The sequence below is a fragment of the Terriglobia bacterium genome, assembly GCA_032252755.1.
Taxonomy (GTDB): Bacteria; Acidobacteriota; Terriglobia; order Terriglobales; family Acidobacteriaceae; genus JAVUPY01.
The window spans coordinates 1-24,372 of the sequence record JAVUPY010000045.1 but is presented as its reverse complement, the minus strand read 5'-3'; the positions used below and the strand labels follow the sequence as shown (position 1 = coordinate 24,372).

Genomic DNA, 24,372 nt, shown 5'->3' with positions numbered 1-24,372 from the left:
GACTCGCCGGATTCGCGCGTCAATACCCTCGGCCACCAGATGATGTGCATGTGCGGTTGCGGCCAGATCCTCTCCGAGTGCAACCACGTCGGCTGCACTTACAGCACTCGTCAACTGGCTGAAGTGCGCGAAATGGTGCTGCGGGGCGACAACGATGCGGCCATCAAGAACGCCATGGTGCAGAAGTACGGAACCACCGTGCTCGCCGCGCCCACAACTTCCGGTTTCAACATCGTCGCCTGGATCATGCCCTTCGCGATTTTCGGGCTCGCCATCGCAGCCGTCGTGCTTGTGGTTCGCGCGTGGAAACGCCGCACTCCACCTGCGCTCGCCACATCGCCTGCCGCTGGTAGCCACGCGCTCGATACGTACCGCGACCTCGCCCGCAAGGAGACTGAACTTTGATATTTGTCGCACTTATGTTTTTCCAGCAGGCCGCACAGTCGGACGGCACCCAACTCGCGCTTCTGATTCTCGGCAGCGCCATCTTCACGGCCGCGCTGCTCATATACATCTTTCAGCCGACCGCTGTACATACACCCGAGGCCAAAACGCGCCTGAGCTATCTTTACGAGCGCAAAGAGCAGGTCTACGAAAATCTGCGCGACCTCAATTTCGAGTACAAGGCTGGCAAACTCAGCGACAGCGACTTCACCTCGATGCGCGATTCCATGGAGCAGGAAGCCGCCACCGTCCTCGCCGAAATCGATCAACTCGAGCGTGCCGCGCTGAAACCTTACAATTACCAGCAAAACCGCACTTCTAATAAAGGAGCCCGCGCTTGATGCGCCTCGCTCGCAGTTATCGTTTTTACGTTCTTCTCGTACTCGCCCTGTTTTCGATTTCCGCTCTGGGACAGACTGTCTCCGGCATCGTCACCAACGACACCACCGGCAAACCCGCTGCGAACGTCGAGGTCACGCTGCTCACTCTCGCCAACGGCATGTCGGAGAGCGGCAGCACCAAGACCGACGCCCAGGGTCACTACTCCATGCCAATGCCGAATACCGGCGGACCGCATCTAGTGCGCGCAACCTACCAGGGGGCGAATTACTTCACGATGGTTCCGCCGGGCACGTCTCAGGGCGACATCTCCATCTATGAGGGCGCAAAGAAGGTCGACGGCATCACGGGTACTGTCGACGTAATGAAGTTGCAGTCTGACGGCAACACCTTGCAGGTGATGGAACTCTGGGCGGTGAACAACGCGTCCAATCCCAAGCGTACGCTGACCGCCGACAATTCCTTCGAGATCGTTCTCCCTGATGGCGCACAGATCGACGAGGCGTCTGCTCAGAGCCCGAACGGCCAACCGCTGCAAGCCATGCCGGTTCCGCTGAAGGCAAAAAATCACTACGCCTTCAACTTCGCTCTCAAACCCGGCGAGACTCGTTTCCAGGTCGCCTACCACATGCCATACACCGGCGCGGCCAGCATCTCGCCGAAGCTGCTGATGCCCTACGAACACTTCGTCGTCATGATCCCGACTTCCATGAAGTTGGCCCTGAAGAACGCGTCCTTGTTCCAACCCATGACCGATCAACCGGGATCTACCGTGCAGGTAGCGCGCGAGGCGGGTCCGGGCACCGACGTCTCCTTCAACGTATCCGGTACCGGCACCATCCCTGACAACAATGCACAGCAGGCGCAGGGCGGCCAGGGCGCCATGGGCGCGCAGCAGGACGACAACCGTCCCGGGGGCGGTCTTGGGCCGCCGATCGATGCTCCCGATGCGCTCGCGAAATATCGCTGGCCGTTGCTGATCGTCTTGCTCGTGGTGCTATTCGGCGTAGCCTATCTTGCTCTGTCGCGTACGTCCGGTCAGTCGCCGGTTACAACTGAAGGCGTGTCCGTCCCGATTCCCGACCAACCGGCCCGAGCCGCCGCTGCTTCTGTTCCGCCGAGTACTCCGGAGTCTCCTGCGTCCGCTCCGAAATCCGGGAACACTTTGTTGGACGCAATGAAAGAAGAACTCTTCCAGTTGGAAATCGAGCGGCAACAGGGTCAAATCTCTTCCGAGGAATACGAAACCCAAAAGACCGCCCTCGACCAGACGCTGAAGCGAGCTCTGGCAAGGTCCCAGAAAAACTCCTAGACTCTTGCCCCACATGTGCTCGCTTCACTTGCGAGAAATGTGGGGCATTCCTGCATTCGTCGCCAAATCGGTTCTGAAACGGCTGTCTACTCTCCCGGCACCACGAACCCGTACTTCTCCAGTATCCTCCTGGCCGTCCCAGTCTTCATGAATTGCAGGAACTTCGCCGCCGCCGCTTTCTGTTTCGACTGCTTCACGATCGCCGCTCCCTGCTCGATTGCCGGATAATCCTTCGCTGGAACTTCAGCATATCGTCCACTGTTGCGCATGCCCGGCGACACCGCCAGCGACAGAGCCACCAGTCCCATGTCCGCCGTCCCACTCTGTACAAATTGCGCCGTCTGCGAAATGTTTTCCCCCAACACAAGTTTGCTCTCCACTTTCTCGTACACTCCCGCAGACTTCATCGCCGCCACCGCCGCCCGCCCATACGGAGCATGTTTCGGATTCGCAATAGCAATCTTGTGGACGGAGGGATCGAGCAGCGCCAACAGCCCTTTACTCAAGTCGATCTTCGAACCGTTCGGCACCCAAAGCACGAGTTTTCCATCGGCATACCGATACAGCGATCCCGGCTCCGCATATCCCTCCGAGATCAGCTTCTGCGGGTACTGCACGTCCGCCGAGAAGAAAAGGTCGAACGGCGCCCCATTCTCAATCTGTGTCGTGAAATTTCCGGAAGAACCGTAAGTGACGCGCACAGGAATGCCCGTCTGCTTTTCGAACTGCCCGCCAAGATCACGAAATGCAAATTGAAGATCGGCCGCCGCGGCAACTGTGAGTTGCTGTGCCGGTGCGATTACAGTTGTCAGCACAAGAACGGCTAAGATTCCTGCTTTCATCAATATATATGATATCGTATTTATCGCTTATACGATTACGTATTGAAACGTATTGAACTGTGCAATTGAACTGGGAGTACTGACGCTTGAGAAGTGTTGCCGTTCTGCTGTTTGCCCTCGTGTCCACCTTTCCGGCGCTCTCCCAGGACAACTGGGTGAGCGATTGGCTGCAAAGAGTCTCCGCTACCCAATCCCAGCAACCTCATTGGATCACACCTGTCGCCACGGTTACGCCCCGTCTCGAGCAGGAGTTTCGTTCCGACTTCATCCACCAGTTCACCCCCACCGGCGATCCCGTCACCAATCTCGGTGGCGGCAAGGGCCTGGAACTCATTCCCACGCACAACACGGAACTCATCTTCAACATCCCGCCATATCTCGTTCACGGTAATCCTACGACCCCTGATGGTTTCGGCGATGTATCTTTTCTCTTGAAGTACCGCATTCTCTCGCGCAACGAAGAGCACGGCGATTACATTCTCACCGCCTTCCTCGGCGGCAGCATTCCCACAGGTTCGCACAAGAACGGCGCCGCGAGCGCCATCGTCACGCCAACCATCGCTTTCGGAAAAGGCTGGCATAAATTCGATATCCAGACGACGCTCGGCTCTGGCCTTCCTGTCGAGGACACCGCCGAGATAGGCCGCACCTTGCTTTCCAACACGGCCTTCCAGTTTCACATCTTGCGCTATCTCTGGCCCGAAATCGAACTCAACGAGACTCACTGGTACGGCGGCGTTCGCGATGGCAAGACCCAGAACTTTGTCACTCCCGGCCTTGTCCTCGGCCGCTTCCCTATTCACAATCGCATCGGCCTGACCCTCGGCGCTGGCTTTCAGGTCGCAACCTCGAGTTTCTACCAGTACAACCATGCTTTCATCGGCACAATAAGAATGCCTTTCTGACCGCCGCTCTCCGAGATAAACTTGGCTGCCATGAGAGACACATCGGCGTTCATGACCCCGCGCGAAGCTGCGCAATCTCTCGGCATCAGTTATCCAACCCTCAAGCACTGGATTCTCTCGGGCAAGATCAGGACCGTGAAAACTCCAGGCGGGCACCACCGCATCCCCGTCGGCGAACTCGACGAGTATCTGCCTCGCCGCCGCAAAGCACGTAATAATGCCACCCTTCGTGTGGTCAGCGGCCGTAATCAGTTGATCGGGAGAGTTGCAGAAATCAAGGTGGAGGGCCTGCTCGCCAAGGTCGTTATCTCCCTCGGAGAACAACGCGTGACTTCGATCATTACCGCCGAAGCTGTTGCCGATCTCGCTCTGAAGAAAGGTGACATCGCCGTAGCCCTCATCAAGGCCACCGAAGTCATGATCGCCCGTCCCTAGTCGCCACAAAAACAAGGGCCTCGAACTGGTTAGCTCGAGGCCTGCTTGTAAGCGATCGAATCGTCAACGGCTGATTTTCCGGCGAACGATTCCCGCTAAATCAAGATTCAGTACAACATGCGCAATTCTATTCAAAGCACTCCAATGGCCATTTAATCCAGAACTCTCAACAACAACGGTAAGTGTTTACTTTTCAGCATCTTAACTCGAACCTTGTCGAATTCTCCGAATCCAAGCGAGTCGGAAGTAACTTACCCGTATATGCAATAACTTGCACATATACCGAAGCCAACTCTCCTCAGTTTCTCTACTACGCTGTCTCCAGTGCCAGCGCCATCCCCATGCCGCCGCTCACGCACAGCGTCGCCAGCCCACGTTTCGACTTCCGCCGAAGCATCTCGTGCAACAGCGTCACCGTGATTCGCGCGCCCGTGCATCCGATTGGGTGTCCCAGTGCGATCGCGCCTCCATTGACGTTGAGTCGTTCACGATCAAAATGCAGTTCGCGGTCGCAAGCGAGCACCTGGGCAGCGAACGCTTCGTTCAACTCCACAACATCGAAATCCCCAAGCTTTATCCCTACTCGTTCTTCGAGTTTCCTCACCGCAGGCACAGGCCCGATTCCCATCGTGCGCGGATCGACCCCCGCCGCCGTGAAGCCCACCACGCGCGCAAGAGGTTTCAATTTCCGATCCCGCACGAACTTCTCGCTTGCCACAACCAGTGCCGCGGCTGCATCCGTTATCCCCGAAGAATTCCCTGCCGTAATTGTTCCGGTTTTTGAAAACACCGGCGACAGCTTTCCCAGCTTTTCCATCGTCGCGCCAAGGAACGGATGTTCGTCGCGATCGAGCACCGTAGTTCCCTTCTTCCCTTCGACACTGACTGGCACAATCTCGTCTTTGAATCGCCCCGCCTCTATCGCCGCCTGCGCCCGCTGCTGCGAAACCAGCGCAAACTGGTCCTGCTCCTCGCGGCCAATTTTGAACTGTTCTGCCAGCAACTCCGCCGTCTCGCCCATGATCAGTTTTGCCAAGGGACAGAAGAATCCGTCGCGATACATCCCATCTACCAGTTCAGCGTTGCCCAGCCGATACCCCCATCGCGCACCGTCCAGGTAGTAAGGCAGTCGTGACATCGACTCCGTTCCGCCCGCCAGCACGCATTGCAGGTTACCGTTCTGGATCTCTTCCACCGCCAGCGTGATCGCCTTCATTCCTGAAGCACATGCCATGTTCACCGTATAGGCCGGAACGCTATCCGGTACTCCGCTGCGAACCGAAACCTGCCGCGCCGGGTTCGGCCCGCCGCCCGCCTGCCGCCCATTGCCGAAGATCGTTTCTTCGACCTCGCTGCCAGCTACTCCCGCTCTCTCCAGGGCTGCCTTGGCGGCAACTACGCCGAGATCGGCGGCCGAAAGCGAAACCAGACCGCCGCCAAATTTCCCAATGGGAGTCCGAACTGCAGAGACAATGAATGCCGCATTTTCTTTCATGCGAATGCCCCCAATCTGCGTACGGCGTTTACGTAAAGTCTAGCAAAGCGAACCAAATTGCCGCCGCAACTCTCTGCTCCTGTTGGATTTCTCGGATGACTTTTAATTGACCTCAAGTCCATTGCGGTTCCACCCTTTCCGCCGTAAAAGACAGCTATGAACGTTGAAGGAAATGGCGCCGCCAGGAACTCTCAAGAAAGCGCGGACTCGAAGCCTGGCAGCCGGGGGCTGAACTCTCGCCGTCCACAACTTTCGACTTTCGATTTTCGACTCGCATCGAGCCGACCCCGGCGTTTCCCCCAGGCCTTCACCATGACCGACCGGCTTTTCCTGGCCTGGTACCCGGCACTTACGTTTGCGTTGCTCACCCACCCTCATCCGCTTGCGAGCTATGCAGGATTCTTTGTTCTCCATCTGATCATCATCGCCGTCATTCTCTACCTGGCGGCATGTTCGTCCCTTGGTCGCTGGTGGCGCTTCGCGCACGACTGGTACCCAATGTTGGTCTTTATCGCCGCGTTTGAGTTGACCGCGCGCCTTTCTCTCGCCTTTGTTCCGCGCTGGCAGGACGCCCTCATCCTCCGCGCCGAAGCCGTCTTCTTCACCGTCCCGCCCAGCGTCTGGCTGAGCCGGATTCATGAATTCTGGTTCGTCGAACTCCTCGAGTTCGGCTACTTCACCTTTTACTGGATCATGTTCGTCGTGGGTGGCGTTCTATACGGGGGAATCTGGAATGCGAAAAGCCCCACGGAGGCCGGCGATCCGCGCCAGCCCTTCCGCATCTGGATGGACGCCACCGTCCTCGGATACATCGCCTGCTACATCGTCTTCCTCGCCTTCCCGACAGAAGGTCCCGCGCACACTCTGCCGCGGCATCTCTCAACCGGCTTCACTGGCCCATTCCACTGGCTCGTCCAACTCATTCAGCACCACGCCGGAGTTCACGGAAACGCCTTTCCCAGCGGCCACATCATGGCTTCTACCGTCGCTCTGCTCGCGGCCGCCAGGTGGAAGCCCCGATTGGCCCGATGGCTTGCCGTTCCGGTACTCCTCATGTGCGTCGGCGCCGTTTATGACGGATACCACTATGCCGCCGACATCATTGCAGGCGCTCTCCTTGGCGCCACGGCTTTCTGGAAGCTTTGCCCTTTTTCCCGCGTGGCGTAAACTGAACTGCCCATGAGCGACATTATTTTCGGCATTCATGCTGTCAGTGAAGCCCTGAAATCCCGCGAGCGCTCGTTTGAATACGTCGCCATCGCCAAGGACCGCACCGATCCGCGCATCCAGCGCATCATCGACGATTGCCGCGAATCCGGCGTCTCCGTTCGCTTTGTCCCGCGCGAGGAGATCGATCGCGAGACTCGCACTCGCACCCACCAGGGCGTAATGGCCTTCACTTCGCGCAAGAAATTCAGCGACCTCGATGACATCCTCGAGAACAAGCGCGGCCAGCACGCCTTCGTGCTCGTTCTCGATGGCATCGAGGACCCGCACAATCTCGGCGCCCTCATGCGCTCCGCCGACGGCGCCGGTGTTGACGGCGTTGTCATTCCCGAACGCCGGGCCGCGGGAATCACAGGAACCGTCGTCAAAGCCTCAGCCGGGGCTTCCGAGCACCTCTCGGTCGCTCGTGTCGTCAATATCGCGCGAGCCCTGGAAGACCTCAAAGAACGCAATGTTTGGGTCGTCGGACTCGACGAACGTGGCGGGCAGAGCTACGACGAGCTTGATTACAATATGGACTGCGCCCTCGTGCTCGGCGCCGAAGGCAAAGGGCTTCACGACCTCGTCCGCAAGAAGTGCGATCTGCTGGTTTCAATTCCTATGATGGGCCAGGTTTCCTCGCTGAACGTCTCCGTCGCCGGTGGGATCGTTATGTACGAGGTACTGCGCCAGCGGAGGAACGCAATGAAGAAAATCGAACCCTACGTCAAAGCAAAATCGAAATGAAACTCTTGCCAAAACTGGCCACCATTCTTGCGCTCATCACCGCCAGCCTGACCACGCAGGCGCTCGACCGAAAGGCCTTCACCTTCACCGCTTACAACCTGAAGGTCACCATCGATCCCGCGACCGCGGGCTTTGCCGTTACCGGTTCTCTTCAAGCCCGCAACGATTCCGCCACGCCACAGAAAGAATTTGCCATGCAGATTTCCAATTCTCTGCAATGGACGGCGGTCTCGGTGGGCAAGGAGCAGGTCCCATGGGTACAGCAGCCCTACACGACTGACATCGATCACACCGGCACCGTGTCCGAAGCGATTCTCACGCTCGCTAATCCCGTTGCTCCCGGTTCGAGTGTCACCGTCAATTTCACCTACTCGGGAACAATCTCTCTCAACAATGGACGCCTGCTCCGCGTGAATACCCCCGGCGACTACGCCGAGCGCTCTGATTGGGACCAGATCACGGCTAATTACAGTGCTGTCCGTGGCCTCGGCTATGTCGTCTGGTATCCGGTATCGATCGAAGCGGCCTTGCTCACCGACGGTTCCACAGTCTGGAATCGAATAGCCGACTGGAAACAGCGCAGCAGTAACTCAACCCTCGAAGCAACTTTCAACGTTCCCGCTGGCAAGATGCTGGTTACCAACGCCGACGAAAGCACCACGACCGGCGACTCCGAACACGTTGTCTATCACTCGCTCGCGAACATCACGCCGACCTTCACCATCGCCGCCTACCAGGTTCTCGATCGTCCCACCATAACCGTCTACTACCTCCCTGAGCACACGCAACTGGCACGCAGCTACGTCGTCGCCGACGAAAAGGTCGCGCAGCAAGTGACCGATTTCTTCGGCACCCCAAAGCACAAGCTTGTCGTCGTCGAATTACCCAACCAGGATATCCTCCCCTTCGACGACGGCACGCCTTTCTACTTCACGCCGCTGATGCAGCTCAGCCCGCCTGCCGCCGAAATGATGATGGGCCACCAGGTCGTGCATACCATCATTTCCTCACCGCGTCCGTGGATCAATGAAGGCCTTGCGATGTTCGCGCAGCTCCTGATTCGCGAACGCCAGGCCGGACGCGAGCAGACCCTCGCCTTCCTCAACCAGTTCCGCGAAACTCTCGCCGAAGCCGAAAAAGACGCCGCGCAGCAAGCTCCCGGCAAAGGCGATCCACTCGCCACCACGCACGACGACATCCTCATGCGCAGCAAGTCCGCCTACGTCTGGTACATGCTCCGCGACATGATCGGAGAGAAAGCGATCTCAGCCGCCATCCACCTTTATCGCGCCGGCCAGGACACCCAACCCGGATACATCCAGAGCCTCATCACCGCCCAGGCGCCCGGCACTCAGCACCTCGAGCAGTTCTTCGATGACTGGGTCTATCGCGACAAAGGTCTGCCCGATTTCAAGATCGACACGGTCTATCCGCGTGCGACTCTGAACAACATGTACATCGTCACCATCACGGTCGAGAACGATGGCGAACCCGCCTCCCCTATCGTCGTGGGTGTCCTATCCGACAAGGGTGAGCGTCGCGAAAAAGGCTTCATCACCGGCCACGGCAAGACCATCATCCGCGTCGCTTACCCCGGCACACCCCAGAAGGCCTGGGTCAACGACGGCAGCGTTCCCGAAAGTGACATTACTAACAACTCAACCGAGATCAAAAACGTTGCGCCGCCGCCCTCGGAATAGAACAATCTATCCTGGAACGTAGACGTCGTCATTCCGAGCGGAGCCGCGCTTTTGCGGCGGAGGCGAGGGACCTGCATTTTCGCGGCACGGCGCACTCACTCGTCAATCGCTCACGAAGACGCTTTTGCGCGAATCTCTGTTAATCCCGGGGGCACTTTGACCTACATCCAATTTCTAGGCGCGGCAGGCACAGTCACCGGCTCCAAGCATCTTCTCAACATCTCCGGCGATACTCACGGTGACGGTTTCCAAACACTCATCGACTGCGGCATGTTCCAGGGCCCGAAAGAGTGGCGCGAACGCAATTGGCGCGACCTCCCCATCGACCCTCGTAAGATCGAGGCCGTCATCCTCACCCATGCTCATCTCGACCACAGCGGCTGGATCCCTCGCCTCGTCAAAGAAGGCTTCCGCGGCCGCGTCTATGCGACACCTCCTACGGTTGACCTCTGCGGTATCCTGCTCCCCGACAGCGGCTACCTCCAGGAAGAAGATGCCGCGTTCCACAACAAGAAGAAAACCTCGAAGCACGAACCTGCGTTGCCGCTGTACACCTTCGATGAAGCCAGGCAGTCGCTCAACAGTTTCTCCCCCCTCGAATTCGGCAAGACGATCAATCTCGGCCACGATCTCACCTTCCGCTTCGTTCACGCCGCGCACATCCTCGGTTCCGCCATGACCGAGGTCACACTCAATTCCAACGGCCGCACCCGGCGCGCGCTCTTCACCGGAGACGTCGGGCGCGTTCGCAACAGCCAAATCGCACCCGGCAAGGTCGTTCACTACGGCCCCACCGAAGGCGAATCGCCTGACATCCTCGTGATGGAATCCACCTACGGAAATCGCGTTCACCCGACCGACGATCCGCGTCCCGAACTTGCGGCGCTCATCACGCAAACCGTGAAGCGAGGCGGCAGCGTCATCGTTCCCGCTTTCGCCGTCGAACGCACACAGAAATTCCTCTTCCTCCTGAAATGGATGATGGAGCAGGGACAGATTCCTCGTGTCCCCGTCTTCGCTGATTCACCCATGGCAATCGAGGCCGTGGAAATCTTCCTCAAGCATTCAGAAGAATTCAGCGACCCCGTCCGCGAGATGATTGCGAAGTATGGCTCGCCGCTTACGTGGCCCGGCTTCACCTTCGCCCGCACCGCCGCCGAATCCAAGAAGATCAACGACTCGCATTACCCGTGCATCATCGTCTCCTCCAACGGCATGGCCATGGGCGGACGCATCCAGCACCACCTGATGCAGCGTCTTCCCGACCACCGCAACCTCGTCCTGTTCATCGGTTTTCAGGCCCTCGGCACCCGCGGACGCCAGATCAAGGACGGCGAGAAGCAAGTCAAGATCTTCGGCCAGATCGTCCCCGTGCGCGCTCAAACCGCCGCTCTCGAACAATTCAGCGACCACGCCGACACGGCCGAGTTGCTGCAATGGCTTCGCACGTTCAAGAAGCCCCCCGAAATCACGTACTTGGTTCACGGCGAACCTGATTCCGCCCGAGCCCTGAAGCAGTCCATCGAGACCAACCTGCACTGGCGCGTCGAAATCGCGCAGTACATGCAGCAAGTCCCTGTAAAATAAATAGGTTATTGGGTGCCCTATGGGTGCCCCATCGTGGCCCTCTTTTGGCTGGGGTGGGGTATTTCCGTAATTACCCGTATTTCTTTAGCGTTGAGGTCCAAACTTTATTGCAGGTTGCGATTTTGCGTCTTTTCGTCCCGCGGTACCGTACTTATGGTTAGTATGTCTGCCGCAACTCTCGAATTCGCAGCCGTCGCACGAGCTGAGGACTGGATGCAGGAATGCGAACAGATCGCGCGCGCGTTGCGCCGTCGCGACCCGGCTATGCTCGATCAGCTCATCGAGCAGTATCAGCACCGGCTCTATCGCTACCTGCTCTACCTTACTCGCGACCCGCAACTCGCTCAGGACATCTTCCAGGACACCTGGATTCGCGTCCTCGAGCGCGGCTCGCAATACAGCGCGCGCTATAAGTTCGAGACCTGGCTCATGTCGATCGCGCGCAACCTCGTCATCGACAACGCTCGCCGCAAACACACAACCTCCTTCAGCGAGCTCGAGAACGACGACGAAGAGAGCCCCAAGTTCGACGTCCCCGACGAGCGCGCCGAAGTAGCTTTCCAGCAGATCCAGCAGCAGCAACAGGACGATCGTCTCGGCGTATTACTCCATGGCCTGCCTGTGCTTTATCGCGAGGTGCTTACTCTCCGCTTCCATGAAGACCTGCAGCTCGAAGAGATCGCTCAGGTACTCCACGCGCCGCTCTCGACCGTGAAGTCGCGCCTGCGTCGCGGCCTCGTCATGCTTCAGAAGAAGCTCTCCGGTTCGTCCTTCCTGCGCGAGGTGCGTCCATGACCAACGACATTCACGCCCGCGCTCGGGAACTCATGCTCGATGCCGCAATCGGCACCTTGAGCACTGCCGAAACCGCCGAACTGATGCGACACCTCGCCGAGTGCGATTCGTGCCGCGCCGAACAGGAGCAACTCGCAGCTTCAGTCGATGTCTTCCGCGGAGCTTCGGTAACCGCGCCACCGTTCCTCGCCGCTCGTACGCGAGCCGGTGTGCGCTTTCGTGCGGAGCAACTGACGAGCACCGAACATCGCCGTCGCATGATTTCCCTTGCGCTCGGCTTCGACCTCGCCTGGACGCTCCTGAGCATCTGGCTGATGCTCAATGCTGCTCATTGGTTCGGCTTCGCAACAGCAAGTTGGATGTGGGTCGCGGTGGTCAGCTGGTTCTGGCTGCTGCCTGGATTGGGAGTATTGATGATTGTTTCCTTGCGTACCGGAATGCATGCGTGGCAGTTCGGTGCCTCACATCCGCTTGGTGCCCCACATCTGCCGCAGTTGGCAGATATGGGTTCGATCTTGGAAGGAGATTCCCGTGAGTCAAACAGCTAACGTGAATCGAATTGCGATGACGAAGCGCAACGCGTCGCCGATCGCGTGGTGGGCTTGGGTGCTGGCTGTCGCGGCTTTCGCATTTTTCCTCATCTTCTTCAATACGTACGTGCCTCGCCAGCACAATCCGCCGCCGCGCGTCGTCAGCGCCGTGCTCGGTGTCGTGGTCGCCATCATCTTCGCCGGTTGGATGCTGCTGGTCGGGTACGTCCACAACGACGCCGAACGGCGCGGGATGAACAAGTGGCTCTGGACCGCGCTCGTGCTCTTCATACCGAACGCGATCGGCTTCATCCTCTACCTGCTGACGCGCAAGCAACTGCTGGTCGACTGCGCCCACTGCGGCAACCTGATCCAGCCAACCTACCGCTTCTGCCCGAAGTGCGCCGCGCCGCGCCTGGCAGCCTGCGGCCATTGCCACACGCCAATCCAGCCCGGCGATCTCTACTGCAACAACTGCGGCAAGATCCTGCACGAACCAATGAAGTAGAGATGAACTAGGCGGGTGGACCAGGTATCCCACGACCTTTTTGTGCCCCACGTTCTCGTCCTGCAGTTGGACGCTAACGTGGGCAGGCCCTGATGCCCCACATCTGCGCGCTGTTCGCGGATGTGGGTTCTTTTCCGTCGATGATCACCCTGTCAAGAGACCCACATCACAACTCCGCAAAATATTCAGCACACTCGAAATATAGTTCCAACCAAAACCTCAGAATCTACCCTTCAATTTGCTATAATGTAATCGGACAGAGTTCCATCGAGCGGCGCCCCCAGTGGGCGCCGTCGCTTTTAACAGTCGAAGTCCGTTCTTCGGTTCACCCGATCTTCGGTTCGATTGTGCCCTACCCTTCTCGCCCGCAGTTGGCGAGAGGGTGGGGCTTCGATCTTTCTCAACACGCGCACGCAGAAACAAACGGTTTGCGAATTGCGGCTTCTACGTCCGACGATAACACGCTGCCAGAAACACGTTTTCCGCACGCAAAATCCTGAAACCAAATGCTTTTGGGATATTTTCAGATTTAAGGTCTTTTATTTCATACGTTTTCCGCAGAAATTTCCGTAACTCGTTGAAAACCGCTAGAGCCAAGACAGGGGGGTGGGTCAAAGCGACATGGATCTAAACGCAGCACCCACATTATGAAGAAATCCTAAGTAGGCGCCCAATTCCACCTTAGTCCGCGACATCGGCACACCGGTGGTGTTTGCCTTGGTCATGTGGGAGGACCTATGAAGACGAGGATTTCTGGATATTTAGCGAGTGCTTCTGGTGTGGCGATCAAGGGAGGCGGGTTCGCAGCGCTGCTGCTGCTCGCGATGTTCGTGTCGCTCGCGCCAGCTCAAGCCCAGGCGCAGACCAGTTCCGACACATGGAAGAGCGTCGCGATCATCGGCGGATCGACCGCCGCCGGCGCCATCATCGGCCACAAGATCGGCGGCCCAACTGGAGCCTGGATCGGCGCCGCAGCGGGCGGCGCAACCGGATACGCGATCGACCGCCGTCGTCGCCAGAACGAGTACAACAACGGCTACTACGGATACAACGCTCCGTACCCGCAAAACGGCGGTTACTACGGCAACGACCCGAACCCCAACAGTGGCCCGTATTACCCAAGCAACGCCCCGTACTATCCCAACAGCGGATACTACGGCGGCCCCGGTTATTCGAATGGCCCTGCGTACCAAACCACCGGCTATTACGGAAACGGCAACCGGCGGTGTTCGCACAGGTAACAGCAGCGAGGGAATCGTGAATACCAGGACCCATTGCTTCAAGCAATGGGTCTTCGTACATACCGGCATACAATACACATCCAGAGTCGTTACTCAGAATGCTGGATGTGAGACGCTGATTGTTCCGATCGGCAAAGGAGAGCTAATTTGCAGGAAACGGTGATGGGCTTCAGCTTCATGTGGTCCCTCGGCGCACGGCGCGGTGCTGGCCTGGCCTCGGCACGCTGAACAGCGCAAGAATAGCCGCCCGGGTTGGTGCTTGCATTTGTTTCTGCTTTGCTGCTTTGCTGCGAATTTGCGGCGCACTCCTGGTCAGTTCCGCCCGAATATTTTGATCTCAACGCAGTGATGGCGGTCACCGGTCGGCGTTCAAATGGGCTGCCTCCGAAGTGCCTGGGCGTGTGGCGGTTTGTTGCTGCCCGGAGGCATGGCAAATGGGATAATGCGCCTTCACCACTAAAGGGCTACCCACGCATGAAGCATTATTCGCGCTTTATTCTTTGCAGCGGTCTCTTCACTCTTCTTCTCCTGACTAACACGGCGCTGTCGCAGAGCAATTCGCTGGATGGACCGGCGTTTTCGGCAAAGCCCGCGGAGATACTGCAGGCAGCCTCGGGCGTAACGACGGACAAAACGTACGATGCGACGGTGCTGCTGGATGAGCGGGAGGTCCGCGTTGATGATGCCGGCAATGTTCATTACCGGTGGCACTACATGTACCGGGTCGACTCGTCGAATGGCGTGAGTACGTGGGGCAATACGAATGTGATGTGGCAGCCGTGGCACCAGTCGAAGCCGACGATCAAGGCGCGAGTGGTGAACCTGGACGGAAGCACGCATGAACTTGATCCGGCGACTCTATCGGACTCGCCGGCGCGCGAGAACACGCCGGACACGTATGGCGATCAGAGAATGTATCGGGGACCACTGCCGGCGGTGCAGGTGGGTTCAGTGGTCGAGATCGAAATAAGGCTGGACGACGAAAGACCGGCGCTGGAGGGAGCGGGGACGCTGGTGCGAATCTACCCGGGACGGCGGGTTCCGTCGGAGAGGCTGAGAGTTGTGGTGCAGGTTCCGAAGGCGCTTCACCTGCGCTACAAGGCGTATCTGTTGCCGGAGATCAAGGTGTCGAGTAAAGAACTGGAGAACTCGACCCAGTACGTATTCGAAAACGGCAAGATGGCGGCGATCGAGAAGGTGGAGCCGGATCTTCCGTCGGACACGCCGGGGTATCCGATCCTGGAAGTAACCACGGCGGAGTCGTGGGAACAGGTGGCGTCAGCGTATCTGCGGGTGGCGGAGCCGCAGATCCAGATGGAAGAAGTGAAGCAGATTGTGGCAGGGACTGTTTCTGCAAAGGACAGCCGCGAACAGAAGATTGTGAAATTGACGGCGCGCCTGCACAAAGAGGTGCGATACACGGGGGTCGAGTTCGGGCAGTCTCGGCTAGTGCCGCAGACTGCCGCGGAAGTCTTCAAGCGGAAGTACGGCGACTGCAAGGACAAAGCGGCGACACTGGTGGCGATGCTGCGGGCAGCGTCGATCCCGGCGTACCTGGCGCTGCTCGACGCAGATGGGGGATTCGATGCGTCGCCGGACTCACCCGGAATGGACGCGTTTGACCATGCGATCGTTTACGTTCCGGGAAAGCCGGATGTTTGGATCGATGCGACGGACGAGTTTTCCGCGCCAGGACAACTGCCGTTGCAGGATCAGGGACGGCACGCGCTGGTGATTCGAGAGAAGACGAATGGGCTTACCAACACTCCGACGGCGAGTCCCATGGACAACCTGCTGGTAGAAAACCGCGAGTTCTATCTTTCGGAAAACGGGCCGGCAAGGATCGTGGAGTGGTCAGAGGCGCATGGGCAGATCGACCGTTCGTACCGGAGCTATTACGGTGTCAAGCAGGATCAGAAGGCGATCCAGAAATCGCTGGATGAGTATGCGAAAACAGTTTACCTGGCTGAGGAGCCGGTGAAATTTGAATTGAGCGACGGGTACGACCTGACCACGCCTTTCAAGTTCAGGGTGGAAGTGCCGAAGGGGAGAAGGGGTAGCACAGGGTTGAGCGATGCCGCGGTCGCAATCGCATTGGGCGGGATGGCGAACCGGTTGCCGGAGTTCTTCCGCAAGGACGACGAAGACTCAGGCAAGAAAAAGAACGGACAGGCCAGGGAGGAAAAGGCTGACCCACCGCGGACCGCGGATTATGTGCTGGCGATTCCGTATGTGACGGAATGGCGCTACAAGATTGTGCCGCCGCCGGGGTTCAAGGTGCGGTCGCTGCGAAACGACAAGACCGATGAGATGGGGCCGGCGCGCCTGACACAGACGTATAAGACCGATAAGGATGGCGTGCTGTATGCGACTTTCCGATTCGATACGGTAAAGATCCGTATGACGGTGGCAGAGGCGGAAGCACTGAAGAAGTCCGTGCTCGAGCTTCAAAGGAGCAATTACATCCTGCTCGCGTTCGACCAGGTTGGGTATTCGTTGCTGAGCGAAGGCAAGACCAGCGAGGCGATCTCGGCTTTCAATTCGCTGATGAAGCTGCACCCGACGGAAGCATTGCACCATGTTCAACTGGCGCAGGCGTTGCTCGACGCGGGAATCGCGGAGGCGGCGAGAAACGAGGCTCGAGAAGCGGTAAAGCTGGAGCCGAATTCCGCGCTGGCCCACAAAACGCTTGCCTGGATGTTGGAGCATGATCTCGTCGGGCGGCGATTCCAGAAGGGATTCGACCTTCCCGGAGCCCTGGCGGAATTCAAGCGGGCGATTGAGATCGATCCGGATGACGATACGTGCAGGACGGACTATGCGATTCTGCTGGAACACAATGCGAACGGTGTGCGTTATGCGGCGGACGCGAACCTGGCGGAATCGGTAGTGCAGTACGAGGAACTGAAGAAGCGGGGATCGACGTGGGAAAGCCTCGACAACAACCTGCTGTACGCAGAGCTGTTTTCACATCAGTACAAGAAAATCGAGGAGGCGGTTCCGAAACTTGAGGGTACTAACGCGCGCCTTGGGTTACTGCTCGCGTCCATAGCGGCACAGAGAGGTAGCGAACCGGCACTTGCACGTTCGCTGGAAGTCACGAGCAACGAGGACTCCCGCATGGAGGTTATTCAGAATGCCGGCAGCCTCCTGTTGGAATTGAATTTGTATCCGCAAGCGGCCGACATGCTGGCAAAGGTGAACACGGGAAACGCAAGCCTGGAAATACTGGACGTGATTCGAAAGACGAAGCCGTACACGGAACTGAAGGTGGAGGGGAACGATCCGGCAGCACAATTGAAACGCCTGCTGATTGCGTCGATTGGGCCACAGGAGCCGAATAAGGAATTGATCTCGCAGATACTGCCCGTGCCGGTCGGGAAAACGGAGAAGCGGAAAGAGGATCCGAGATTGCAGGACCTGAAGCTGCTGAATCGTGGGGTTCGGAACATGGTTGGGACCGAGATTCCGACCGAGGCCCGCGGGGACATTCTGCTCAGCAACATGAAAATCTACTCCGAGGGGGATGACAACAGCGGATATCGGTTGATGCTGGAGAGTCTTGGCGTCAATGGACTGGCGTTCTACGCGGTGAAGACGCCCGATGGGTACCGATTTGTGTCTCCCAGCGAGCAAGGGCAGACGATTGCACGCATAGCGCGAGAGAAGGTGAGGGCCGGCGACCTGAAGAGCGCCCGCATGTGGCTGGACTGGCAGCGAGAGGAAACGAATGCCGATCAGCCAGACGATCCGCTGGGGGGCAGCATATTCGCCCGGTTCTGGAAGAAGGGGCAGAATGGGGATCGTGAAGCGATCGAGGTGGCGATCGCAGCTCTGCTCGCTGATTCGGCGGAAGACGAGGATGCGTTGAAAGTTCTGAAGTCGGCCTACGAGAACGCGAAAACCGAGCAGAAAAAGGTCAACCTGGATCTGGCCGCGCTGCGTGAGTACATACGAATGGAGAACTTTGGGGCGGCGCTGGAACCGGCCGAGCGCTTATTCAAAGCTCAGCCGGATTCACACCTTGCGTTCCGGTTTTACTATTACACGCTGGCGGAAACGAAGAAGTACGATGCGGCCGAGAAAATTATCAACGATCGCATCAAGCTGGACAGCCGCGATCTTGACACCTTTGAATTTATTTCCGACGTGTCAGATCGCAAAGGAGATTTCAAGCGGTCTCTGAGCCTGCTTGCGCCGGTGCTACAGATGCCGAAACCAACGCCGTCGCTGCTCAACAAGTACGCCTGGACGGCGCTGTTCGTGAACCCAATGCCGCCGGATGCCGTGGAAGCGGCGCAGAGGGCGAATCGACTGTCGGACAATAAGAATTTCAGCATCATTCATACGCTGGCGTGTGTCTATGCCGAAATAGGGCGGACCGGCGAAGCGCAGAAGTTGCTGATCCAGGCCATGGATGCCGACAACATGGAAGAGCCGAACGATGCGATCTGGTACATCGTGGGACGGATTGCAGAACAATACGGCCGACCGGCAGAAGCGAGGTCGGCGTACTTAAGGATGGAAAAGCCGGAAGGAACGGCAGATAGTCCAACCGCGACTTATAGTCTTGCAAAGAAACGGTTAGAGGGATTACCCAAGGCAGAGTGAGGAATAGTCGCAGGGGGTAAAAGCAGGTCACCTCGCCTGCGCCTCGCAACGGCAGCGAGGATCCGCTCGGAACGATAGCGCAGCTACAGCCGGAACAGTTCCCGCAGGCGCTTGGTTTGCGCGCGGCTCACGGGAATTTCGGTGTGCTTACGATCGTCCATGCGGACCTGGTAGCTGGACTTGAACCAGGGGACGACCTCCTTGATGCGGTTGATGTTTACGAGGAAGGAGCGGTGAGCGCGCCAGAACATCGACTGGTCGAGCGAGGTCATCAGTTCTTCGAGGGTCCGGCAGTTGGACTGGCCTTCCATGTTGGCGGCGACGACAGTAATGACGCCGTCCTCGATTTCGGCGAAGCAGATGTCCTTCTGGTCGACGAGGAAGAGTCGGCCGTTCGCCTTGAGCAGGATCTTGCCCGGCTGGGCTTTTTGCGATTCGAGCATTTTGACGAGCGCATCGAGGCGTTCGTTGGATGACTCGGCGGGTTGCAGGTTCTTGCGGGCTTTCTCGACGGCCTGTTGAACGCGTTTTTTGTCGAAGGGCTTGAGGACGTAGTCGACGGCGTTCACCTCAAAAGCTCTGACGGCGTACTGATCGAACGCCGTGGCAAAGATGACCTGCGGGAGCGGATGCTTCTTCTCCAGCAGCTTCTTGATGACACCGAAGCCGTCGAGGCCGGGCATCTGGACGTCGAGGAAAACGATGTCGGGCGCAAACTCCTTAATAAGGTTGACGGCTTCGAGGCCGTTCTTACCCTGGGCGACCACGTCGAGGTCCCGGGTATCCTGCAGCAAGTACGCTAGTTCGTCACGAGCCAGTTGCTCGTCGTCGACAATTACGACCGAAAGAGACATGGGGAAAGTATAAATCGGGTAGTCGGATATCGGGTTTTAGGAATTACAAAGTGACTGCCCACGCACATCGAATAGGTTCGTGGCGCCCACAACTACTGACTGCGGCAGATGTGGCGCACGGGGTATAATCTACCTTTCCAGCCATGAAAGCCTACGTTTACGTTTCGCTGAAGAAGAGCGTCCTCGATCCGCAGGGCAAGACAATTTACAACGCACTCAACAAGATGGGGTACAAGGGGCTGGGCGACGTCCGGCAGGGGAAGTACTTCGAGATCGCGCTGAATGGCGGGCTTGGTAAGGACGATGCGAAGGCCGAGGTCGAACGGATTGCGCGCGAGGTTCTGACCAACCCGGTCATTGAAGAGTTTTCGTACCGGATCGAGGATTAAAGCCGTAATATTTGCGCCCTTGAGGACGTTACGGGCGTCACTTGTATTGAGCGGTCTCCCCCCTCATTCTGTAACAATCCCGTGCTCCCGCGCGGGCTAGGAGTATTGCAATCATGTGCGGCATCGTGGGGTATGTCGGTAAAAAGCGCGTCGTTCCCGTCATCATTGAAGGTTTGAGGAAGCTCGAGTACCGCGGGTATGACTCGGCTGGGATTGCGGTAGCCGGCAACGGCGCCGGCCTGCAGGTGCGTCGCGCGGAAGGCAAACTGCGCAACCTGGAAGAAGCGATCCGGCTGAAGCCACTCGACGGAACGTACGGGATTGGGCACACGCGCTGGGCTACACACGGGCGACCGACGGAAGAGAACGCTCATCCTCATCGCGATTGCACCGGCAAAATCGTCGTCGTTCACAACGGCATTGTTGAGAACTATGTCGCACTGAAGAAGAAGCTGCGCGACGAAGGACACACCTTCACCACCGAGACGGATACCGAGGTCATTGCGCATTTGGTCGAGCAGCACGTGAAGGCAGGAAAGGTTTCGCTGGAAGAGGCGGTGCGTAAGACGGTTAACGAGTTGAGCGGCGTATTTGCGCTGGCGATTATCTCCGTCGATGAGCCGAACAAGATTGTTGCGGCGCGTAATGGGCCGCCTTCGGTGATCGGTATCGGAAAGGATGAGTACTTCGTGGCGTCGGACATTCCGGCGATCCTAGCGCATACGCGTGATGTGTTTTTCCTGGCCGATGGCGACCTGGCGGTGCTTACGCAAGATGGCGTGAAGCTTACGGATTTCGAGGGCAAGCCGATCAAACGCGAGGTCCAGCGCATCACTTGGGACCCGATCATGGCGGAGAAGGGCGGCTTCAAGCACTTCATGCTTAAGGAAATCTACGAGCAGCCGCGCGCCGTGCGCGATACGTGGCTGGGCCGTGTGTCGCAGGATTCGGGCAAGGTTTTCCTCGACGAGATGGACATAACCGAGGAGGAGTTCAGGAAGTTCAAGGCGATTCAGATTTCGGCTTGCGGCACGAGCTGGCACGCGGCGCTCGCGGGCAAGTTCATGATCGAGCGGCTGGCGCGGATCCCCGTGGATGTCGATTACGCGAGCGAATTCCGTTATCGTGACCCGATCACCGGGCCGGACGAGCTCACCGTTCTGATCACGCAGTCCGGCGAAACGGCGGACACGATTGCGGCACAGCGCGAGGCGAAGGCGAAGGGCTCGAAGACGCTCGCAATCTGCAATGTCGTGGGAGCCATGATTGCGCGCGAGGCGGCGGGAACCATCTACACGCACGCGGGGCCGGAGATTGGTGTGGCTTCGACGAAGGCGTTCACGGCGCAATTGACAGCGTTGTTCCTGCTGGCGCTGCACCTCGCAGAGCTTCGCGGGACCGTGAATACGCAGCAGGCGAAGGAGATGATCAAGGAATTAACTCGCATTCCGGGGAAGCTCGAATCGCTGCTGACACACGAAGAGACGATTGAAGAGCTGGCCAAAACTTATCAGAAAGCGCAGGACTTTCTTTTCCTTGGGCGCGGAATACATTACCCGATCGCACTGGAAGGCGCATTGAAGCTGAAAGAGATTTCTTACATTCACGCCGAGGGCTACCCGGCGGGCGAGATGAAGCACGGGCCCAATGCGCTGATCGACGAGAGCCTGCCGGTCGTGATCATTGCGACGAAGGACGATGACGACCCGAATTCCGTGCTGCGCTACGAGAAGACGATCTCCAATCTGAAAGAAGTGAAGGCGCGCAGCGGAAAAGTCATCGCCATCGCGACCGAAGGCGACGAAGATATCAGGGAAGCAGCGGATCACGTCATCTATATCCCACACGCGCCGGAGATCTTTGCACCCATCTTGGAGATCGTGCCGATGCAATTGCTGGCGTATCACATTGCCGTGCGGCGCGGGTGCGATGTGGACCAGCCGAGAAACCTGGCTAAATCGGTGACGGTGGAATAGCAGGCGCGCAAGGACTACCAACCACATCAAAGCACTAAAGTACCGGATAATCCTGAAGAATAGGCCTTGTGTTTTCAACAGCCTGGAGGAACAGACAAAAGATTCTTATTACGGATATTTCATACAAAGTCGGGCAAAAGTAGTGCCGCGGATTGCACACCCACATTCCCAGTGAACTCAGCGCCAGAATTTCCACCGGTCCCGACAGAGAATCGTCGATATGAGCGATATGGAAACAGCAAGAGATCAACAAACTGGCGCTCTGCTGTGTTCCCCCATCTCAGTGGCGCCCAGTTCTTGAGGAACAACATTCGGGCCTGAATGTCCCGACGCGCCGCTGCCCTAGGCTGCTGTTGATTCATTCCGGCCATGGGCGCGATTCCGGTCACGGACCCTCGCAACCAGAGCCAACGCCTCATCCAGTTGCGGTTTAGGAGACACAGTAGGTTTACGCGTAAAGCGGGTTCTCCCAAGGATCACTTCCTGAACCATGGACGCGATTTCCGGTACCGCAGCGAGACCAGCCCGGTTGCAGATGGTCTTGACGGACAGACTTTTCCCGGCGTCCTGCAATTGTCGCAATGCCCCAAGAAGTTGGCGCCGAAAACGATCCTCATTCAATATGGCTATCGCCATCCTTAATTCCTCGTTCGACCGAATGACGTCGCCGACTTGAGAGCGCGAGAGCGCAGTTACACTGGCAATTTCACGTTGATAGATGTTTCGGGGCTTGGACGAGACATCCCCGACCAACTCAGCGTTGATAATCGATAATACGGCACCTGCGACTAGCACGACGCGAGCTCTCCGTCCGAGTTCTGCATGCGCGAGGCGCGCTGTTTCTGACATGCGCCGCAGTTTATTCAATCTAGTGTGTAGCCAATCGCCATCTCTTACTCTTGCACGGGCGACAGCTGCATAGCTCTGGACATTGCCGAGCCGTAGATCTGGAGACTTTGTAACGTCCCGTAACACAGACGCGATCTTCTTGCGATCTGAATCAATCGAAGGAATCTCAGACTCAATCGGCCCAGGAAAGTTGCGCTGCAGCCAGAGTGGATCCTTGAGCCGTAAAAACCAATAAAGCCGCGGATGCGCCTGCGACGGGCGACGCGGGTTCGAGGCCGCTTTCGCTGCAAACTGTTTACGAGCTGCATTGATCGAGATCGACTGAAGATGTAGTCGTTGCCCTCCCATCCGCGGTTCGGATGCCGAGTCCCCAGTCCTCAGACTCTTCGCCGCGAGTTCAAAAGACATACCGAGAGCTGCTATAAGAGCGCAGCATTCGGGTGCGCACACTCCGCTGAAGAACGCCTGAATCTGCCAAAGACCCTGATCGCCAGGAGTACGGAGCTTCAAAAGTTTGCCGCTGCGCCCTAGAACATCAAAAGCAGCCGACAAAACTGTTGTGTAGCGCGAGGCTCGAAGATCCTGCTCGATACTATCCCTAACGAAGTCACGCGTCCGACAGTGGTTAGCATGGCGAATTAGCTCAGAAAGCAGATAGCGCCGCACTTGGGCCCGCTCCCATCGAGGGACCTCTGATCGAAGCGCAGCTAGGCTGATTCGGGCGAGTTTTATGAACATTGGGGGCGGCGGCTCACTACAGTCACGGCGCAAGTCGAACCCACAACCGCACCGAGTCGACGGAAGTGCAACAGTGCCAACTGTGCAAACTGCCAAGGCTTTGTGACAGCGTGGACAGGTGGCGCGCAACTCGCAGCCATGATAGGGACAGCAGAAAACACCAGGAACTTGATGTATCCGATGCCAGTACGGTTCTCCGCATGACCGACAATCGGCTTGGAGACACTCAGGACAGTACCGCAAACGCCGAATCTCACCCGATCTATGCCTAACGCCGATCCGTGCGAGTGCGGAGACGGGCCGTCCCTTTGAGTTTAGAAGTTGGGGGACAGCAACTGTTCCACGCGTCACACCCTCCGCACACGCATCGAAGCAAAGCCAATACGGCAATGTTGTCCGAGAGAGTAAAACCTCCTCGTAAGTGGTGCCTAGAATATCGAGTAGTCGGCCGAATTCCGATGACCAATCAACCATATCAATTACTGTTCCGGACGCCACGTGCAGCCTTTCCAGAATTGATCGCCAGAGGCCAGGCGTGTTGAACAAGGCTATTCGCGCGAACCAGGAACCTAGGATTTCGTCGTCATAAGGGGGAGGTACAAATGGCAGGCCGAGCATTGGTATGACATCCTTGCTTTTTGGATGTCACGGATGGCGAGAATGAACGGGTTCGAAGTGTTAATGGCAAGTTGCTGGTGTGCAGCTATTCACGGCCACGGGTTCTACGATGTGTGACACACATCTCACCAAAACTTCCATCGAGGAACTATTAGAACTCAAAGTCCGGCACACGCCGAAGTTGCCATTTGGGGATGCGCAGACCTTCGCACGAAATGTTCGATTCCCTCGCCCTGACGGGCAACAGCAGC

At 57.8% G+C, this 24,372-nt stretch carries 20 protein-coding genes; 16 read left to right on the top strand and 4 right to left on the bottom strand.

The window, feature by feature from the left end:
• From ROO76_10315 to ROO76_10305, 3 genes are all read left to right on the top strand, one after another.
• A partial coding sequence (locus ROO76_10315) for a cytochrome c-type biogenesis protein (GenBank protein ID MDT8068544.1) occupies positions 1–405 on the top strand: 405 nt, incomplete at its 5' end.
• Positions 402–785: a hypothetical protein gene (locus tag ROO76_10310; GenBank protein MDT8068543.1), complete on the top strand. Its 384-nt coding sequence runs from the start codon at positions 402–404 to the stop codon at positions 783–785. The genes ROO76_10315 and ROO76_10310, both read left to right, overlap by 4 nt.
• Positions 785–2,095, top strand: coding sequence for a carboxypeptidase regulatory-like domain-containing protein (locus tag ROO76_10305; protein MDT8068542.1), 1,311 nt, complete (start codon positions 785–787; stop codon positions 2,093–2,095). Before ROO76_10310 ends, ROO76_10305 begins: the two co-directional genes overlap by 1 nt.
• An 86-nt stretch (positions 2,096–2,181) precedes the next feature.
• Here ROO76_10305 and modA read toward each other — a convergent pair whose 3' ends face one another.
• Positions 2,182–2,937 carry a molybdate ABC transporter substrate-binding protein gene (gene modA, locus ROO76_10300; protein MDT8068541.1) on the bottom strand — a complete coding sequence of 252 codons (756 nt, stop codon included), beginning with the start codon at positions 2,935–2,937 and terminating at the stop codon, positions 2,182–2,184.
• An 86-nt stretch (positions 2,938–3,023) separates the two neighbouring features.
• Between modA and ROO76_10295 the strand changes: the two genes are divergently transcribed.
• Positions 3,024–3,842, top strand: coding sequence for a hypothetical protein (locus tag ROO76_10295; protein MDT8068540.1), 819 nt, complete (start codon positions 3,024–3,026; stop codon positions 3,840–3,842).
• Positions 3,843–3,872: 30 nt separating this feature from the next.
• Complete coding sequence (locus ROO76_10290; GenBank protein MDT8068539.1) at positions 3,873–4,277, top strand: helix-turn-helix transcriptional regulator; 405 nt, start codon at positions 3,873–3,875, stop codon at positions 4,275–4,277.
• 310 nt (positions 4,278–4,587) lie between these two features.
• Here ROO76_10290 and ROO76_10285 read toward each other — a convergent pair whose 3' ends face one another.
• Positions 4,588–5,772: a thiolase family protein gene (locus tag ROO76_10285; protein ID MDT8068538.1), complete on the bottom strand. Its 1,185-nt coding sequence runs from the start codon at positions 5,770–5,772 to the stop codon at positions 4,588–4,590.
• A gap of 312 nt (positions 5,773–6,084) precedes the next feature.
• On the opposite strand from ROO76_10285, the gene ROO76_10280 reads away from it, so the two are divergent.
• The 9 genes from ROO76_10280 to ROO76_10240 all read left to right on the top strand — a co-directional run bounded on the left by ROO76_10280 (position 6,085) and on the right by ROO76_10240 (position 18,697).
• Entirely contained in the window at positions 6,085–6,939 is an 855-nt protein-coding gene (locus ROO76_10280; protein ID MDT8068537.1) for a phosphatase PAP2 family protein, read from the top strand.
• Positions 6,940–6,951: 12 nt separating this feature from the next.
• Positions 6,952–7,725: a 23S rRNA (guanosine(2251)-2'-O)-methyltransferase RlmB gene (gene rlmB, locus ROO76_10275; protein MDT8068536.1), complete on the top strand. Its 774-nt coding sequence runs from the start codon at positions 6,952–6,954 to the stop codon at positions 7,723–7,725.
• On the top strand, positions 7,722–9,425 hold the full coding sequence (locus ROO76_10270; protein MDT8068535.1) for a hypothetical protein: 1,704 nt from the start codon (positions 7,722–7,724) through the stop codon (positions 9,423–9,425). Before rlmB ends, ROO76_10270 begins: the two co-directional genes overlap by 4 nt.
• 156 nt (positions 9,426–9,581) lie before the next feature.
• Positions 9,582–11,012 carry an MBL fold metallo-hydrolase gene (locus tag ROO76_10265; GenBank protein MDT8068534.1) on the top strand — a complete coding sequence of 477 codons (1,431 nt, stop codon included), beginning with the start codon at positions 9,582–9,584 and terminating at the stop codon, positions 11,010–11,012.
• 162 nt (positions 11,013–11,174) lie between these two features.
• Entirely contained in the window at positions 11,175–11,807 is a 633-nt protein-coding gene (locus ROO76_10260) for a sigma-70 family RNA polymerase sigma factor (protein MDT8068533.1), read from the top strand.
• A complete protein-coding gene (locus ROO76_10255) occupies positions 11,804–12,355 on the top strand; it encodes a zf-HC2 domain-containing protein (protein ID MDT8068532.1) in 552 nt (183 codons plus the stop codon). Before ROO76_10260 ends, ROO76_10255 begins: the two co-directional genes overlap by 4 nt.
• Entirely contained in the window at positions 12,339–12,845 is a 507-nt protein-coding gene (locus ROO76_10250; GenBank protein ID MDT8068531.1) for a zinc ribbon domain-containing protein, read from the top strand. The genes ROO76_10255 and ROO76_10250 overlap by 17 nt, the downstream gene beginning before the upstream one ends.
• Before the next feature lie 737 nt (positions 12,846–13,582).
• On the top strand, positions 13,583–14,086 hold the full coding sequence (locus ROO76_10245) for a hypothetical protein (protein ID MDT8068530.1): 504 nt from the start codon (positions 13,583–13,585) through the stop codon (positions 14,084–14,086).
• A 474-nt stretch (positions 14,087–14,560) separates the two neighbouring features.
• Entirely contained in the window at positions 14,561–18,697 is a 4,137-nt protein-coding gene (locus ROO76_10240) for a DUF3857 domain-containing protein (GenBank protein MDT8068529.1), read from the top strand.
• Between the two features lie 83 nt (positions 18,698–18,780).
• On the opposite strand, the gene ROO76_10235 is transcribed toward ROO76_10240, so the two are convergent.
• Positions 18,781–19,551 carry a LytTR family DNA-binding domain-containing protein gene (locus ROO76_10235; GenBank protein MDT8068528.1) on the bottom strand — a complete coding sequence of 257 codons (771 nt, stop codon included), beginning with the start codon at positions 19,549–19,551 and terminating at the stop codon, positions 18,781–18,783.
• A gap of 143 nt (positions 19,552–19,694) precedes the next feature.
• Between ROO76_10235 and purS the strand changes: the two genes are divergently transcribed.
• Entirely contained in the window at positions 19,695–19,940 is a 246-nt protein-coding gene (gene purS, locus ROO76_10230; GenBank protein MDT8068527.1) for a phosphoribosylformylglycinamidine synthase subunit PurS, read from the top strand.
• Positions 19,941–20,053: 113 nt separating this feature from the next.
• Positions 20,054–21,916: a glutamine--fructose-6-phosphate transaminase (isomerizing) gene (glmS, locus tag ROO76_10225; GenBank protein MDT8068526.1), complete on the top strand. Its 1,863-nt coding sequence runs from the start codon at positions 20,054–20,056 to the stop codon at positions 21,914–21,916.
• Between the two features lie 342 nt (positions 21,917–22,258).
• On the opposite strand, the gene ROO76_10220 is transcribed toward glmS, so the two are convergent.
• Positions 22,259–23,431 (bottom strand): hypothetical protein, encoded by a 1,173-nt coding sequence (locus tag ROO76_10220; protein ID MDT8068525.1) that lies wholly within the window; start codon positions 23,429–23,431, stop codon positions 22,259–22,261.
• Between the last annotated feature and the right edge of the window lie 941 nt (positions 23,432–24,372).